Below are 14716 nucleotides of genomic sequence, written 5' to 3' on the forward strand. Positions count from 1 at the left end.
GCTGAATCCATTTGACTGACCTCATTCGGCCCCTGGCCGAGAGGATGTATGCAACCGGAACACTTCGATTTATCCAGCCCCGTTTTCCTGCCGGTTACCGACGACACCTGCAGCGCCTTGCTCGGTGCCGACGGTGCCACGCACCTGGACACCATGACAGACCCGGAGCTGGCGGCGGTGCTGGTCATTCAGAATCTGGCGCAGGCCGCGCCAGCGGACCTCAACGGTGCCGCCGCCGAGCGTGTGCTGGTCAAGTTGATCGGTTGGGCGCTGAACACGCCGACGTCCGGCACGGCGGCGTTGCTGCCCGAAGCGCGGCGGTTGTTCGATCCGCGCAAGTTGTACTTCGGCATCAATGCGCTCAAAAACCTCAACCTGCGCCTGTTACTGGCCGAAGAGGTCGCGGCGCGTGATTATCTGCTGCCCGACGGCCAGTGGGATGTGACCTACAAAGTCCGCCAGCGGCGCAGCAACGATCCCTTCAGCCAGCAGATGATCACTCCCCGGCACCGCGAGCGTTGGCTCAGCCCGGCGCAGGACAAGCTGGTGCGTACCTTTCGCGCCAATCTCAATGAAGACCTGCACGTGCAAGGCTATGCCGGTATCGGCAAGAGCCACTTGCTGGGCGCGTTGCTGGAGTGTCTGCGCCCGGAAAAAACCCTGATCCTGGCGCGCACCGGAGCCAAATTAGCCACGTTGCGCGAGCGCATGGGGCTGACGCGGGACAGCAAGGCCGGTTCGACCTTCGCCGCGTTTGCCAAAGCGCTGTTGCAGAACGGGCGGCCAACCGCAGACAAATCATCGGCCAGGTTGCCCAGTAAGCAGGCGGTGGCCCAAGCCCTGGATATCCTGGGTTGGCGCGGCCACGATGGTCAGGCGACGTTGAATGTGTGCCTCAAGGTGCTTGAGAACTACTGCGACTCCAGCCATCACAGCCTCTCGGCCCGGCACTTTCCTCACTTCAAGCACGCCTTGTCCAGCCTGGATGCCCAGGTCTTGCTGGAATACTCAAGCCGCGTGTGGACGTACCTGGAGCGCAACCCGCAGTGGGTCGTCCAGACCGAGTTCGCCACATTGTGGTTGATCAAGCGCGCCAGCCTGGAAGGCTGCGAAGTGCCGCCGCGGTTTACCCATGTGCTGATCGATGAAAGCCAGGACATCCCGGCCTCGTTGCTGCAGATCATCGAGCGCGGCCGTCAGGTGCTGATCACCCTGGGCGACGAATACCAGTTGGCCACCGGCGTGATGGTGCGGCGCAAGCGTGAAGTCCGGCACACCGATATCAGCTATTCGGTGCGTTCCGGTCGCAACGTCGAGCGCCTGGTCAACCCCTTGATCAGCGTGCATTCGCAGAAGAGCAAGGTTCCGTTCGAAGGCGCGCGGGACGCCGATGTCGGCATCGAACATTACCCCCAGGGCTTCGTGCCGCCGGAAGGCTGCGTAGTGTTGACCGCGTCCCCTTGGGACACGATGAAGTGGGCGATCCAATTGCAGCAGGCCAATTGCCCGTTCGCCTTGTTCGACAGCGCGGCGCAGCGCGATCTGGAGCGTTTTATGATCAGCGCCATTGCGTTGTTCAAACCGCAGTTCTACAGCACCGAGCACACCGACAAAGGCCCCCACGCCTATTTCAGCGACCTGGCTGACTGGCAGCAAGTGCGCGAGGCCGGGCAGTTCGACGAAGCGTTCCTGTGGGTCGAGCATGAGCTGGAAAAAGGCTTCAATGTGGCCGATGTCACCCGCCTGAACCGCCTGGCCGGCGAGCCCGACAAACGCTGCCGGCTGATGCTGGCGCAAGAGGCCGGCGGCATGGAGTTCGACTGCGTGTTGCTCACCCCGGAATTGCTGAGCAACGTGAAGTTCAAGGATGCGTATGCCTTCGATCAGCGATTGTGCGAGGTGTATATCGCGATTTCACGGGCCAGGCGCCAGCTCTATCTGCCTTACGATGTGGTCGAGTGGATCGATTACCACAAGTATCAGAAGACCCGTGAGACTCATGGTTATTAAGGGATTTAGTTCGGTTGTCTCACAACTTTTGAGCGCCCCTCTGGACAACCTAAAACTGCCTTGCTAGTTTCCGCCAGCCGCATGTTTCAGAATATGACAACAGTAACGCATTGATATTGAAGTGATATCACTTCTTTAACTAACAAGGATGTCTCTGATGAAAAGCCTGCAAGGGTTGCCCCGTCTGATCAGTGCTTCGGTGGGCGCTCCCGGTAAAGCCCGCAACTTGCCCGCCGATGTGCAGTGCATCCAGTATTTATTCAATCTGATCATTCCCAAAATGGGCTTTCCCCTGCCGGAAAACGGCAAGTGCGACGGCCAGTTGGTGCAGTGCATCAGCCAGTATCAGTTTCGCCACCTCAAGTACGCCCATCCCGACGGCGTGATCGACCCCACCGGTCGTACGTTCAACAGTCTGATCGAAGAGGCCGTCAAGGTGCCGGTCAAGGCCTCTCCGACGCTGCGCATTCCAACCTTCCTGAATGCCTTCGGCAATAACCACGGCGATGCAGTGCAGGCTACGGTGAATGTGTACTTGGACCGCATGCGCGCGATGATCGAAGCGGAGCGCCGCAACCGGCAACTGATGTTGCAGCCCACTTGCGACGGTGGCATGACCCTCTCCGACACTGATTTCCAGAACGCCGCCACCCAGTTGGGCAACGGCATTTCGGTCAATATCATCAAGGCCTTCGCCACCGTGGAATCCGGCGGGCGTTCGGGGTTCGGGCCGGCCAAGTTGCCGGTGATCGCTTTCGAAGGGCACCTGTTTCGCAAGTACACCAAGCGCATCTACGACCAGGCCCACCCGCTGCTGTCTTACCCCTACGTGAAAAAGGCCGGGCCGCAGTGGCAGACCAACAACAAGGACCAGGTCAAAGCCTGGGAAACCATGGCTACTGCGTTTGCCTTGGATCAGGAAGCGGCCTTGATGTCGGCGTCCTGGGGCATGTTCCAGATCATGGGCTTCAACTTCGAATCGTGCGGTTACAAGACCGTGTTTGAATTCGCGGCCGCCTTGAAAGTGAATGCTGGCAACCAGCTCAAAGCCTTCCTGGGTTTCTGCAGCAAGAGCCCAGCGTTGATGAAAGCCATGAAGGCCAAGGATTTCACCGGCATGGCGCGTAATTACAACGGTGAGGACTACGGCAACTACGACGTCCTGATGAAGAAAGCCTACGAAAAACTTGAAGGGAAAAAATAGGATGACGCGTTTTCTGACGATGGGTGTGTTGTCGTTGTGCTTTGCAGTGCCGGCATTGGCCGCCAGCAGCGCTTTGCATTCGGGCAAGTATGAAGGCCTGATGCTGGCGGTCACGCCGCAGCAGCAGGTCGAAGGCTACTACGCCGAAGAAATGGGCGAGGGCGTCACCCGCGGCTGCACGTTTTACCTGCAGGGTAAACCGGGCGCGCTGACCACTTGGGGCCAGGAAGCTTATCCCGGCAGCATCGCAGCGTCTGGCGATGGCGTGACCCTGACCGTAGAACAAGGCCGCCAACACCCCGGCTGCCTGAACGTGTTGATGCCGGAAATCGCCACCGGCCTGGACCTGAGCCAGACCTCCAGCAAAAACTGGATCGGCCTGGTCACGGTGTCCGCCGACAAGGCTTACTTGCAGAAAACCCCGGGTGCCAAGGCCGCTAAGCGCCCGTATATCGTCAAGCGTGACGTGGTCGGTGTGCTGGCGTACAAGGACGGCTGGGCCCAGGTCGAGTTCGTCAACGCCGAAGGCCGCTCGTTCATTGGTTGGATCAGCCAGGACCAGTACAGCCGTCTGGCTGCGCCCACCGCGCAAAACTGAGCCACAAAAAAACGCCGCCGTGTGTCTGGCACACGGCGGCGTTTTTTATGGGCGGGGTTCAGCCCTTATTGCGGCTGAACAACTTGCGGATACCGGCGAGCAACGCCACCACGCCGATGACCAAAAACTTCTTCGCCGCCAGCAGGAAAATGCCGATCTTGGCGAACAACCCGGCCTTGGCGGCAATCCCACCGGCCACCAGTGCCGCTAGGCCATAGGTGGCCATTTTGTCGGTGCTGGGGTTGAAGTCGGTGTACAGGTTGCCATCGGTGAAGTTGGTGAAGGCCAGCACCTTGGGCAGCTCTTGCTTGATGGTCGGCAGGTCGGCCATGGCGGCAACGGCATTGAGTTCCAGCACGCCTTCACGGCCCAGTACGCGGATGCTGTAGTTGAGGGTGTTCTGATCGGCGTCGTCGGCTTTCAGCTCGCGGGCCCAGTACATCTTGTGGGTGGTATCGTCATAGTGCGGCGGCTCGGCCCAGCCCAGCAGATGCAGGCCGGCGTAGCCTTGTTTCTTGCGTTCCTGGTTCTCGGCCTCGTCTTCTTCCTGCATCTGCTTGAGCAGGTCGGCGTAGTCGATTTTCGCCGCGTCCTCGTCGGAAATATGCCCATCGGCCTTGTAGCTGACGATCACGCCCCAGCCACGCTCGGACAGCGGGCTAACGGCTTTGGGTACGATCATGCCCAGGGTCTTGAAGCCCGGTGGGTTGCCCCAGCCGTCGGTCAGCAGGCGTTCGGTATCGGCCGGGTCGAGGTAGTAGAACTCGTCGTTGAGTTTGAGGGTGGCGATGCCGCTGGGCAGGGTGACCGTGCCGGTTTTTTTCTTCAGCGAAGCCAGGAAATGTTCGGCGGTTTCAGCCGGTTCAGCGGCGGCGCTGGCTTCGACCGGTGCAGGTGTGGCGGCGGCGAAGGCGGGTACGACGGGCAGGCTCAGAGCAGCCGCCGCAAGCAACAAGCGGAAGTAATTCACGGTAGTCCCTTACATTTTGAATTAATTTCGCGGGAGGATAACGGAAAAACCTGCTACGGGCATCCAGATATGGCTTAGCCGAAGGTTTCGCGCAGCAAATCGGCAAAGGCATCCCGCGCCAGGTGCCGCTGCGTGTCGGTGTGCCAGAACAGCAGATTGTCCACGGCCTCAAGCTCCTCGAACCGGTACGAAGCCAACTGACTGGCCTGCTCATAACGCGCCAGAATCCCTTCCGGCGCCAACGCCACGCCGATCCCGGCGCTGACGCAGCCGATGATCGTGCCCCAGCTGGCATAGGTGGCGATGCTCGGTGTGATGTCATGAGGTTTGAGCCAGTTTTCCAGCGCGGCGCGATAGGGGCAGCCACTTGGCCACACCAACAACGTGCGCCCCGCCAGTTCCTGTGCACCGTGAATGGGCGCACTGCACGCGCTGGCGATCAGCACCAGGCGTTCGCGGTAGACCACGCTGTGTTCGAGTTTGGCCCGCCGGTTACCGGCGGCCACCAGGGCCACGTCCAGGCGATGGTGTTGCAGGTCGTCCAGCAATGGGCTCCAGGCGCCGGTCACCAGTTCCAGGCTGACTTGCGGGTAACGCCGGTGATACTCCGCCAGCAGCGGTGGCAAGCGGCCGCTGGCGCTGGATTCCACCGCGCCGATGCGCAAGGTGCCACGGGGGATGGCAGTGGCATCCACTGCGCGTTTGGACTCATCCACCAGCGCCAGGATGCGCTCGCAGTAGTCGAGAAAAATTTCACCCGCCGCACTGATCGCCAGCCCGCGTCCGGCGCGGATAAATAACGGCGTGCCCAGCTCGCTCTCCAGCTGCTTGATGCGCGTGGTGATGTTGGAGGGCACGCAATGCAGCTGCACGGCTGCCTGGGCCACGCTGCCCGTCTGCGCCACGGCGCGCACCATTTTCAGTTGGGCCAGTTCCATTGCTCAATTCCCGTGATTTCAGAAGTCAGAAACGCTTAATTGTCCTGCGCCGCGTCCGGGCCAAGACTGAAGGCCTTCTTTCGCGGTTTCCGGACGCTCTCGATGAACACACCGTCACGCCTGAAGCTTACGCTAGTCACCGCCAGCGTGATCCTCTGCTGGGCCTATTCGCCGATTGGTGTGCATCTGGGCCTGCACAGCTACAGTCCCGGCCAGCTGGCGTTGTTGCGCTTTTTGATCGCGTCGCTGTTTATGGCCGGGGTGGCGCTGGTACTGGGCATCGGCCGACCGCGCTGGCGGGACGTGCCCTGGCTGCTGGTGCTGGGGTTCTTCGGCGTGTTCCTGCACCACACAGCCCTCAACTATGGACAGCAATGGGTCACGGCGGCGGCCTCCAGTGTGTTGGCGCAGTCGGCCCCGCTGTTCAGTGTGCTGATCGCGTTTTGGGTTTTGAAGGAGCGGGTGAGTGTGTGGCGTTGGGTGTGTGTGTTGTTGGGGCTGGTCGGGGTAGGGGTGGTGATCTGCGGTGATCGGGGCATCGGCGAGATCGACCCGCGCGGCGTGCTGATCCTGCTGGCGGCGCTGTCCTGGAGTGTGTATTTCGCCCTTCAGAAACACTACGCCCATCGCTACAGCCCGCTGACCATGGCGTGCTACATGGTGTGGGCGGGCACCCTGATGCTCTGCGTGAACCTGCCGGGCCTGCCCGCGGCGGTGCTGAGGGCGCCGTTGACGGAGAACCTGGCGGTGCTGGTGCTGGGCATTTTTCCCAGCGCTCTGGCCTATCTGGCGTGGGGCTATGTGTTGAAACATGTGGAGGTCAGCCGCGCGTCGGTGGCGATGTACCTGATTCCGCCAGTGGCGATGCTGATGGCCGCCACTCTGCTGGGTGAGCAGGTGACGCCCTGGGTGGTGCTCGGTGCGCTGATCGTGCTGGCCAGCGTGGCGGCCATCAGCCTGGAGGGGCGCTGGCGCTTAGTCGTGCAGGCAGAATGCGCGCAACCGGTGGCCGTCGAAGTCCTCGGCGACGAAGGTATAGCCGAAGTCCAGATCCGTCGGTGACTGAATGATCGTGGCGCCCCGTGCCGACCACTGCGCGTGCAAGGTGTCCACGGCGGTGTTGTCCGCCAGTGACAGCCCCACTTCCGCGCCGCCGCCCGTCAGCGTGGCGGCCGGTTCCACGGTGTGGCGCGACCACAGCCCCAGCTTGACGCCGTTATCGAGTATGAACAGGGCAAAGGTCGGGTTGAGTTCAACGGGCGGCTTATCGAGCAAGCGGCTGTAGAAATTCGCGCTGGTGGCGGGGCTGTCGACATACAGCAGGAAATAATGGGCGACGGTGTGCATGCAGGTTCCTTGAGGGCAGGCGGTTAAGTCAGCCCAGTCTAAAAGGTCGCACTGTCAGTTCTTGTCAGGAGCGTGGGGCACCGATGGAATCTGGCCGGTGTACAGCTGAATGATCTTGTCGATTTCCCCTGACATTTTCATGCGCTGCAACGTATCCAGGATTTGCTGCACCGGCAAATTGGGATCGTTACGCACAATGCAGCCCAGGCTCAACTCATCGACCACGGCGACCTTATGCAGACGCCGACCAAGCGGCAGGGACTGGTTGAAGCGATCAACCGTCCATTCGTTGATGACGGCGTACTGAAAGCGTCCGGCCAGCAGTTTGTGCAGGACCTGTTCTTCGCTGCGGGCATCGTCACGGGTCAGCCGTCCGCTGGCGAACAGCGCCGCCAGGCCGATGTAGCGGTAATTGAGCACGGTGCCGATGGCCTGCGGGGGCAGGTCGCTCAGTGTGACCGGTTGTTCGTCGGTACTGACCAGGACGCTGCGCTGCGCCATCAGCGGCACGCTCCAGGCGTAGTCGCCGGGCAGGTCATCGAGCCAGGCCTGGGTGACATAACAGCGCACGTCGATGTCGCCATGGAGCAAGGCAGTGGCGATGCGCGCGCGTGCCAGCACTTGGAACCGGGCCGGTAGGCCGAGCTGTGTGGCCAGGCTCGCCATCACGTCATACAAAATGCCCTGGGTCGGCTGACCGTTCTCCACTTGCACCATCGGCATCGCCCAACTGTCGGAAATCGAAAAACGCAGCGGGGCAGGCGCCGCCAAGCTGGCCGTGGTGATCATCCATAAAGCGCCCAGGACTACGCGCATACACTCTCCAGGTTCAGGCCGTTTCGGGGGCCAGTCAGCAGAGCTTAGTCAGATTAGACGAGCGTGCCGGATGCAATTTCCCCCTTGCTCCGCTAGCATTACCGGCCTCTGCTTCCCAGTTGCGACGGTTTTCGATGAGTTATCAGGTTCTTGCACGTAAATGGCGCCCGCGCTCGTTCCGCGAAATGGTCGGCCAGACCCATGTGCTCAAGGCTCTGATCAATGCCTTGGACAGCCAACGGCTGCACCACGCCTACCTGTTCACCGGTACCCGGGGGGTGGGCAAGACCACGATCGCGCGGATCATCGCCAAGTGCCTGAACTGTGAAACCGGGATCACCTCAACGCCCTGCGGCACCTGTTCGGTATGCCGGGAAATCGACGAAGGGCGTTTCGTCGACCTGATCGAGATCGACGCCGCCAGCCGCACCAAGGTCGAAGACACCCGCGAACTGCTGGACAACGTGCAGTACGCCCCGAGCCGTGGCCGCTTCAAGGTCTACCTGATCGACGAAGTGCACATGCTGTCCAGCCACTCCTTCAACGCCTTGTTGAAAACCCTGGAAGAGCCGCCGCCCTACGTCAAATTCATCCTGGCCACCACCGACCCGCAGAAACTTCCTGCAACCATTCTGTCGCGGTGCCTGCAGTTTTCCCTGAAGAACATGACTCCCGAGCGAGTGGTCGAGCATTTGACCCATGTGCTGGGTGTCGAGAACGTGCCGTTCGAAGACGACGCGCTGTGGCTGCTCGGCCGCGCGGCCGATGGCTCGATGCGTGACGCCATGAGCCTCACCGACCAGGCCATCGCCTTTGGCGAAGGCAAGGTCATGGCCGCCGATGTGCGTGCCATGTTGGGCACCCTGGATCACGGCCAGGTCTTCGACGTGCTGCACGCGTTGATCGACGGTGATGCCAAGGCGTTGTTGGAGGCCGTGCGCCATTTGTCGGAGCAAGGCCCGGACTGGAACGGCGTGCTCTCGGAAATCCTCAATGTGCTGCACCGCGTGGCCATCGCCCAGGCTCTGCCTGAAGGTGTCGACAACGGCCACGGCGACCGCGACCGGGTGCTGGCGTTGGCCCAGGCATTGCCGGCCGAAGACGTGCAGTTCTATTACCAGATGGGCCTGATCGGCCGTCGCGATTTGCCCCTGGCGCCGGATCCGCGCGGCGGTTTTGAAATGGTGCTGTTGCGCATGCTGGCGTTCCGGCCCGCCGATACGGCGGATGCGCCGAGACAGCCGCTAAAGCCAGTGGGGATCAGCCAGGCCACAGTTGATTCCGCCAAACCTGTGGCTGGCGCCGCCGTAGTCGCGCCAGTTGCCGCCGCGCCTGCGCCGGTCGCGCCTCCAGCTGAGGCGCCTGAGCCAGTAGTGGTTGCCGCGCCTGAGCCCGACCCTGTGGTCGACCTGCCGTGGAACGAACCGGCGGACGCCGAGCCCGAGCCCGAGTTGCAGCCTGCCGTGGAGCCCGTGCTGGAAACCACCGGCGAGCAACCCGAACTGACCCCGATGCCCACGCCGACGCCTGACAGCGTGGTGCCGGATGCGCCGGAGTGGGTGTCCGCGCCAGTGCCCGAGCCGACGGTCGCCCAAGTCGACGCGGCCACGCCGGGCATCGACCTCGACGACGAGCCGCCGCTGGACGAAGACTACATCGAGCCGGACATGGATTCGGCCTACAGCTACCTGGACGAATTGGCCAGCGAACACGCCGCCGAACCTGCCCCGGAGCCCGAGCCTGAACCCGCCGCAGCGCCGGCCACCGGTCTGGCTCTGCAGTGGCTGGAACTGTTCCCGAAATTGCCGATTTCCGGCATGACCGGCAGCATCGCCGCCAACTGCACACTGATCGCCGTCGACGGCGACCACTGGTCGCTGCACCTGGACCCGGCCCACAGTGCCTTGTTCAATGCAACCCAGCAGCGTCGCCTCAATGATGCCCTTAACCAGTACCATGGGCGCACGCTGACGATCAGCATCGAATTGATCAAGCCTGAGCAGGAAACCCCGGCCCAGGCCGCGACCCGCCGGCGTCTGAACCGCCAGCGTGAAGCCGAGGACGCGATCCACGCCGATCCGCTCATCCAGCAAATGATGCAGCAGTTCGGTGCGGTGGTGCGCCACGATACTATTGAACCTGTCGAAGCTCCGGTGCCCCAGGCGTCATGACACCGGGCTACTAACTTGATCCACGTACTTTTGAGGTGATTCCCATGATGAAAGGTGGCATGGCCGGCCTGATGAAGCAGGCGCAGCAGATGCAGGAAAAAATGGCCAAGATGCAGGAAGAACTGGCCAACGCCGAAGTCACCGGTAAAGCCGGTGGCGATATGGTCAGTGTGGTGATGACCGGTCGTCACGACATCAAGCGCGTGAGCATCGACCGGAGCCTGCTTGAAGGCGTCAGCGATGACGACCGTGAGGTGCTGGAAGATCTGTTCGCGGCTGCCGTGAACGACGCCGTGCGCAAGATCGAAGCCAACAGCCAGGACAAAATGTCCGGTGTGACCGCCGGCATGCAACTGCCGCCGGGCATGAAGCTGCCGTTCTGATCCACAGGCTTTAGCTAGACTCCAATGCCAGGCATCGCGCCTGGCATTTTTGTTTATGCCGATCCGATCGAACCCCGGCACGGCACCCATGGTCTGCACCCTATACCGATGAATTCGATAAGGAGCCCTCTGATGCCTCACGAACCGACACTCAACCAGCGAATCGTCCTGGTTTCGCGTCCTAAAGGCGCACCGACCCCTGAGAACTTCCGCCTGGAGCGTGTGACTTTGCCGGAGCTGGCGGACGGCCAGGTGCTGCTCAAAACCCTGTACTTGTCCCTTGACCCCTACATGCGTGGGCGGATGAGCGATGCGCCGTCCTACGCGGCACCGGTGGAAATCGACGAGGTGATGACCGGCGGCGCTGTCAGCCGGATCGAGCAGTCGCGTCATCCGAAGTTTGAAGTGGGTGATCTGGTGGTCGGTGCGACCGGCTGGCAGAGCCACAGCATTTCCGACGGCCGCAACCTGATACCGGTGCCTAAGGGGCTGGCCAGTCCTTCCATGGCGCTGGGTGTGCTGGGCATGCCCGGCATGACCGCCTACATGGGCCTGATGGACATCGGCCAGCCAAAGGCCGGCGAAACCCTGGTGGTGGCCGCGGCGTCCGGAGCGGTCGGCTCGGTGGTGGGGCAGGTGGCTAAGCTCAAGGGCCTGCGTGTGGTCGGTATTGCGGGCGGCGCGCAGAAGTGCCGCTATGTGGTGGACGAGTTGGGCTTTGATGCCTGTATCGACCATAAAAGCGAGGATTTTGCCGACGAGCTGGCCCAGGCCTGCTTCAAAGGTGTAGACATCTATTTCGAAAACGTCGGCGGCAAGGTCTTCGACGCAGTGTTGCCGCTGCTGAACGCCAAGGCACGGGTGCCGCTGTGCGGCCTGATCGCCGGCTATAACGCCCATGAGGCGCCCAGTGGTCCAGATCGTCTACCGGCCCTGCAACGGACTCTGCTGACCAAGCGCGTGCGCATCCAGGGCTTTATTGTGTTTGATGACTACGGCGACCGTCAGCCCGAGTTCCTCAGCGCCATGGCGCCGTGGGTGCGCGAGGGCAAGATCAAGTTCCGCGAAGATGTGGTCGAGGGCCTGGAGCAGGCGCCCGAAGCCTTTATCGGCCTGCTCGAAGGGCGCAACTTCGGCAAGTTGGTGGTGCGCGTCGCGCAGGATTGATCATTTGACGCTAATCCGGGGCGCGGGTATAAACCGCGTCTCGTCGTTTTGTCGGACCCATGCCCCATGAGCTTCAGCCCTCTGATTCGTCAACTGATCGACGCCCTGCGTACTTTGCCGGGTGTCGGCCAGAAAACCGCCCAGCGCATGGCGCTGCAATTGCTGGAGCGTGACCGCAGCGGCGGCACTCGCCTGGCCCAGGCCCTGAGCCAGGCCATGGAAGGCGTTGGCCACTGTCGCCAGTGCCGCACTCTCACCGAAGAAGAGCTTTGCCCGCAATGCGCGGACCCGCGCCGCGACGACACTTTGCTGTGCGTAGTGGAAGGGCCGATGGATGTGTATGCGGTGGAACAGACCGGCTATCGCGGACGCTACTTCGTGCTCAAGGGCCACCTCTCGCCGCTCGACGGCCTCGGCCCGGAGGCCATCGGCATCCCGCAACTGGTGGCGCGTATCGAGGAACAGGGCACCTTTACCGAAGTCATCCTCGCCACCAACCCCACGGTGGAAGGTGAAGCGACTGCCCATTACATCGCCCAACTGCTGACCAACAAAGGCCTGATCACTTCACGCATCGCCCACGGCGTGCCGCTGGGAGGCGAGTTGGAACTGGTGGACGGCGGCACCCTGGCGCACTCGTTCGCCGGTCGCAAACCCATCGCCCTCTAGCCAACCCGGCTGTTGTAGTGAGCAGGCTTGCCCTGCGCTGGGCTGCGAAGCAGCCCTACAACCTGGTAACCGTTTCCGCCTGACCCACCGCAGCGCCTGGAGACAGGGCCGCTTCGCGCCCCAGCGCGGGACAAGCCCGCTCACCACTGCAGCATGTGCGCCGCTCCCCGTGTAGTGAGCAGGCTCGCCCTGCGCTGGGCTGCGAAGCAGCCCTACAACCTGGCAACCGTTTCCGCCTGACACACCGCAGCGCCTGCAGACAGGACCGCTTCGCGCCCCAGCGCGGGACAAGCCCGCTCACCACTGCAAGCATGTGCGCCGCTCCCTGTGTAGTGAGCAGGCTTGCCCTGCGCTGGGCTGCGAAGCAGCCCCACAACCTGGCAACCGTTTCCGCCTGACCCACCGCAGCGCCTGGAGACAGGGCCGCTTCGCGCCCCAGCGCGGGACAAGCCCGCTCACCACTGCAAGCACGTGCGCCGCTCCCCGTGTAGTGAGCAGGCTTGCCCTGCGCTGGGCTGCGAAGCAGCCCTATAACCTGGCAACCGTTTCCGCCTGACCCACCGCAGTGTCTGGATACAGGGCCGCTTCGCCGCAACAAGTGTGTGGCGGGTTCAGTTCGGATTTCTTTGGCACCACGTTTTTTCGAATGCTTGTTAACCAAGCAAGCGCTTGGTAATTTCTCTCCACCGTTGCGTGGAGTTTGCCGATGTCTGCCTATCAGGATTACTTCGACCCCCATCACCAGCTGATCCGCGACAGCGTGCGACGCTTTGTCGAGCGCGAGATGCTGCCGGGCATCGAGCAATGGGAGGAGGCTCAAAGTTTCCCCCGCGAACTCTACGACAAGGCCGGTGCGGCGGGGATCCTTGGCATCGGGTATCCAGAATCATTGGGTGGCAGTCACGAAGGCGATTTGTTCGCCAAGGTTGCGGCCAGCGAAGAGTTGATGCGCTGCGGCTCCGGCGGCGTTGTCGCGGGGCTCGGTTCGCTGGATATCGGCTTGCCGCCGGTCGTCAAATGGGCACGGCCCGAAGTGCGCGAGCGAGTGGTGCCGCAGGTGTTGGCAGGGGCGAAGGTCATTGCTCTGGCGGTTACCGAGCCGGGTGGCGGTTCCGATGTGGCCAACCTGCACACCCGCGCCGTGCGCGACGGCGACTGTTACCGCGTCAGCGGCAGCAAAACCTTTATTACCAGCGGCGTGCGCGCCGACTTCTACACCGTGGCGGTGCGCACCGGTGGGCCGGGATTTGCCGGTATCAGCCTGCTGTTGATCGAAAAGAACACCCCTGGTTTTACCGTCGGTCCACCACTGAAGAAGATGGGCTGGTGGGCGTCGGACACGGCTGAGTTGTTCTTCGATGACTGCCCAGTGCCCGTCGGCAATCTGATCGGCGCCGAGAACATGGGGTTCGCCTGCATCATGGGCAACTTCCAAAGCGAACGCCTGGCTCTGGCATTGATGGCCAATATGACCGCGCAGATGGCCCTTGAACAGAGCCTGCAATGGGCCGCTCAGCGTGAGGCGTTCGGCAAACCCATCGGTAAATTCCAGGTGCTCAAGCATCGCTTGGCGGAAATGGCCACGGCCGTGGAAGTCTCGCGGGAGTTCACCTACCGCCAGGCAGCGAAGATGGCGGCGGGCAAAAGTGTGATCAAGGAAATTTCCATGGCCAAGAACCTGGCCACCGACACCGCCGACCGCGTCACCTACGACGCCGTGCAGATCCTCGGCGGCCAGGGCTATATGCGCGGCAATCTGGTGGAGCGGCTGTATCGCGACAACCGCATCCTGTCCATCGGCGGGGGGACTCGGGAGGTAATGAACGAAATCATCAGCAAGCAGATGGGCTTGTGATGGTCAGTGCCATTAGCGTTCAGTCAATGAAAACTGCGTCAGGCAAAACGTCGGGATGCCCATGTCTTCCAAGCGCTGCGAGCCACCCAGCTCCGGCAGGTCGATGATTGCGGCGGCTTCGAACACCTTCGCACCCATGCGCCGTACCAGGTTCGCAGCGGCTATCAGCGTACCGCCAGTGGCGATCAGGTCATCGAATATCAGCACCGAGTCGCCTTCGCACAAGCTGTCGGCGTGCACTTCCAGGAAGGCTTCGCCGTATTCTGTCTGGTAACCCTCGGCCAGCACATCGGCCGGCAGTTTGCCTTGCTTGCGAAACAGGATCAGCGGCTTGTTCAACTGATAAGCAATGATCGAACCGATCAGAAAACCACGAGCATCCATCGCGCCAATGTGGGTGAACTCGGCTTCGACGTAGCGCTGGGCAAAGCTGTCCGCCACCAGGCGCAGGGCCTTGGGCGATTGGAACAGCGGGGTGATGTCACGGAAGATCACCCCAGGCTTGGGGAAGTCGATGACAGGGCGGATCAGGGATTTGATGTCGAACGAGTCGAAGGTCATCGTCGAGGAGTCCTGGGTGCGGAAAAC

General features: G+C 62.1%; 14 protein-coding genes. 9 read left to right on the forward strand and 5 right to left on the reverse strand.

The genetic code is table 11. The annotated features are described in order from the left end of the window. The first annotated feature begins 48 nt into the window (after positions 1-48). From ACFZPT_RS13410 to ACFZPT_RS13420, 3 genes are all read left to right on the forward strand, one after another. Positions 49-2010 (forward strand): hypothetical protein, encoded by a 1962-nt coding sequence (locus ACFZPT_RS13410; RefSeq protein ID WP_099311933.1) that lies wholly within the window; start codon positions 49-51, stop codon positions 2008-2010. A gap of 157 nt (positions 2011-2167) precedes the next feature. Further along, a complete protein-coding gene (locus ACFZPT_RS13415; protein WP_099311935.1) occupies positions 2168-3214 on the forward strand; it encodes an N-acetylmuramidase family protein in 1047 nt (348 codons plus the stop codon). Position 3215: 1 nt separating this feature from the next. After that, positions 3216-3812 (forward strand): hypothetical protein, encoded by a 597-nt coding sequence (locus tag ACFZPT_RS13420; protein ID WP_034099689.1) that lies wholly within the window; start codon positions 3216-3218, stop codon positions 3810-3812. A gap of 58 nt (positions 3813-3870) precedes the next feature. On the opposite strand, the gene ACFZPT_RS13425 is transcribed toward ACFZPT_RS13420, so the two are convergent. Together ACFZPT_RS13425 and ACFZPT_RS13430 are read right to left on the reverse strand one after the other, a co-directional pair. After that, positions 3871-4782, reverse strand: a complete 912-nt coding sequence (locus ACFZPT_RS13425) for a DUF2167 domain-containing protein (RefSeq protein ID WP_034099688.1) — start codon at positions 4780-4782, stop codon at positions 3871-3873. 74 nt (positions 4783-4856) lie between these two features. Further along, a complete protein-coding gene (locus tag ACFZPT_RS13430) occupies positions 4857-5720 on the reverse strand; it encodes a LysR family transcriptional regulator (protein WP_099311937.1) in 864 nt (287 codons plus the stop codon). A gap of 102 nt (positions 5721-5822) precedes the next feature. On the opposite strand from ACFZPT_RS13430, the gene ACFZPT_RS13435 reads away from it, so the two are divergent. After that, positions 5823-6782, forward strand: a complete 960-nt coding sequence (locus ACFZPT_RS13435; RefSeq protein ID WP_099311939.1) for a DMT family transporter — start codon at positions 5823-5825, stop codon at positions 6780-6782. On the opposite strand, the gene ACFZPT_RS13440 is transcribed toward ACFZPT_RS13435, so the two are convergent. Further along, a complete protein-coding gene (locus ACFZPT_RS13440) occupies positions 6696-7067 on the reverse strand; it encodes a VOC family protein (RefSeq protein WP_099311941.1) in 372 nt (123 codons plus the stop codon). The two genes, ACFZPT_RS13435 and ACFZPT_RS13440, sit on opposite strands and share 87 nt — an antisense overlap. Before the next feature lie 54 nt (positions 7068-7121). Further along, the gene (locus ACFZPT_RS13445; RefSeq protein ID WP_099311943.1) at positions 7122-7883 is read right to left on the reverse strand and encodes an ABC transporter substrate-binding protein; all 762 of its coding nucleotides are present in this window, start codon (positions 7881-7883) and stop codon (positions 7122-7124) included. A 134-nt stretch (positions 7884-8017) separates the two neighbouring features. Between ACFZPT_RS13445 and dnaX the strand changes: the two genes are divergently transcribed. From dnaX to ACFZPT_RS13470, 5 genes are all read left to right on the forward strand, one after another. Continuing rightward, positions 8018-10054 (forward strand): DNA polymerase III subunit gamma/tau, encoded by a 2037-nt coding sequence (dnaX, locus tag ACFZPT_RS13450; RefSeq protein ID WP_034099684.1) that lies wholly within the window; start codon positions 8018-8020, stop codon positions 10052-10054. Between the two features lie 44 nt (positions 10055-10098). Next, positions 10099-10437 (forward strand): YbaB/EbfC family nucleoid-associated protein, encoded by a 339-nt coding sequence (locus tag ACFZPT_RS13455; RefSeq protein ID WP_099311945.1) that lies wholly within the window; start codon positions 10099-10101, stop codon positions 10435-10437. Between the two features lie 132 nt (positions 10438-10569). Continuing rightward, on the forward strand, positions 10570-11604 hold the full coding sequence (locus ACFZPT_RS13460; RefSeq protein ID WP_034099683.1) for an NADP-dependent oxidoreductase: 1035 nt from the start codon (positions 10570-10572) through the stop codon (positions 11602-11604). A gap of 66 nt (positions 11605-11670) precedes the next feature. Beyond that, positions 11671-12273, forward strand: coding sequence for a recombination mediator RecR (gene recR, locus ACFZPT_RS13465; protein ID WP_014719453.1), 603 nt, complete (start codon positions 11671-11673; stop codon positions 12271-12273). 706 nt (positions 12274-12979) lie between these two features. Beyond that, the gene (locus ACFZPT_RS13470; protein WP_034114797.1) at positions 12980-14128 is read left to right on the forward strand and encodes an acyl-CoA dehydrogenase family protein; all 1149 of its coding nucleotides are present in this window, start codon (positions 12980-12982) and stop codon (positions 14126-14128) included. 12 nt (positions 14129-14140) lie between these two features. Here ACFZPT_RS13470 and ACFZPT_RS13475 read toward each other — a convergent pair whose 3' ends face one another. Next, a complete protein-coding gene (locus tag ACFZPT_RS13475; RefSeq protein WP_034114796.1) occupies positions 14141-14689 on the reverse strand; it encodes an adenine phosphoribosyltransferase in 549 nt (182 codons plus the stop codon). Between the last annotated feature and the right edge of the window lie 27 nt (positions 14690-14716).

The sequence above is a fragment of the Pseudomonas sp. MD330_10 genome (assembly GCF_042610415.1).
Lineage (GTDB): Bacteria > Pseudomonadota > Gammaproteobacteria > Pseudomonadales > Pseudomonadaceae > Aquipseudomonas > Aquipseudomonas rhodesiae.